Origin of the sequence: Burkholderia sp. BCC1993 (genome assembly GCF_905339865.1) — a bacterium.
In the GTDB taxonomy this organism is placed as follows: Bacteria; Pseudomonadota; Gammaproteobacteria; order Burkholderiales; family Burkholderiaceae; genus Burkholderia.
The window spans coordinates 1-1,647 of the sequence record NZ_CAJPGZ010000047.1; the positions used below are offsets into that span (position 1 = coordinate 1).

1 protein-coding gene is annotated in these 1,647 nt (G+C 61.1%); it reads left to right on the top strand.

The annotated features are described in order from the left end of the window. Window positions 1–126: 126 nt before the first annotated feature. Window positions 127–1,533 (top strand): ISNCY family transposase, encoded by a 1,407-nt coding sequence (locus tag U4Y91_RS36480; RefSeq protein WP_415750532.1) that lies wholly within the window; start codon window positions 127–129, stop codon window positions 1,531–1,533. Window positions 1,534–1,647 lie beyond the last annotated feature (114 nt).

Consider the following 1,647-nt stretch of genomic DNA (forward strand, 5'->3'; position numbering starts at 1 on the left):
TGTAAGAGCAAAGTTGTAATGTCGCATGTGAGCAAAGTTGAAATGTCGTAGTTCGAGGGTTTCGGCGCATGCTGGCGGCGGTTTGAACTGCCGGAGCGCATCGTGGGCCAACCTGGACTGATCACCATGAGCATGCGGGAGCTGGATCGTCTGAAGGTCGTGGAAGCCGTGATCGAGCAGCGTCTGATGCCTTGGCGAGCCGCGGAGCGGCTCGGGATCAGTCGACGGCAGATTGAACGACTGGTCGCCCGATATCGTGCTGCTGGGCCGGCTGGACTGATTTCGCAGCGTCGTGGCCACGCGAGCAACCATCAATTGCCCGAGGATTTGGCGCACCGTGCCTTGAGCCTGATTCGTGAGCGCTACGCCGATTTCGGGCCGACGCTGGCCTGCGAGAAGCTGTGGGAATGCCACGGGCTGCAGTTGTCGAAGGAAACGGTCAGGAAGCTGATGACGGACGCCGGGCTGTGGATTCCGCGTCGGCAACGACCGCCCAAGGTCTATCAACCGCGAGCGCGCCGGGCTTGCCTGGGTGAACTGATCCAGATCGACGGCAGCGATCATCGGTGGTTCGAGGAACGGGCGCCGTCCTGCACGCTGTTGGTGTACGTCGACGATGCGACGAGCCGGCTGATGATGCTGCACTTTACGGCGACCGAATCGACCTTCAGCTACTTCGAGGCCACGCGAACGTACCTGGAGCGCTACGGCAAGCCGGTGGCGTTCTATAGCGACAAGTACAGCGTGTTCCGCAGCCCGAAGGCCAGCAAGACCGGCAGCAGCGTGACGCAGTTTGGCCGGGCGATGTACGAGCTAAACATCGACACGTTCTGCGCGAACAGCAGCTCGGCCAAGGGGCGCGTCGAGCGCGCGCACCTGACGCTGCAGGACCGGCTGGTCAAGGAGTTGAGATTGCGCGGGATCAGCACGGTGGCCGACGCCAATGCGTATGCGCCCTCCTTCATCGCCATGTATAACGCGCGCTTCGCGAAGCCGCCGAAGAGCGATTTCAATGCGCACCGGCCGCTGCGAAACGACGAGAATCTGGACCGGTTGCTGACCTGGCGCGAAACGCGCCGGGTATCGAAGTCACTGACGGTGCTGTATGACCGGGTGCTGTACCTGCTGGACGATACGCTCGAGAACAGGAAGCTGATTCATCGCTATATCGACGTCTGGGAGTACCCGGACGGACGAATCGAAATCCGGGCCGACGGCGAGGTATTGCATTGCCGCCTTTACGACAAGCTGGCGGCGGTCGATCAAGGCGCGATCATCGAACACAAGCGTCTGAGTCACGCGCTGCAGGTGGCTGAAGCGGTTCAGGCGCAGCGTGATAACCGGCGGATCTCGGGTTCGCCCTCGCGCGCCAATCGAGGGCTGCCAGTGCGGGCCAAGACATCGTTACCGGGCGCCAAGAAACAGCGTGCGTTCACGGAAGCCGACATTGAAGCGGCCATCCTGCAGGTCGCTTCGCAAACACATCAAGCAGAATCGAACCAGCGGTCTGCCAAGGCCGGCGGGGGAACGTAAGCGCCCTGCTGCTTCCGGCCCGGCACTTCAATGCTGAATGAAGGAAAACCGATGAAACATGCGACATCTGTATTTAGCTGGCGCTACGACATCTGAATCCGGGTATGACATTTG

What these genes read in the sequence shown, in the direction of transcription:
- U4Y91_RS36480 (WP_415750532.1), top strand. Translation starts at nt 127, where the DNA reads ATGAGCATGCGGGAGCTGGATCGTCTGAAGGTCGTGGAAGCCGTGATC.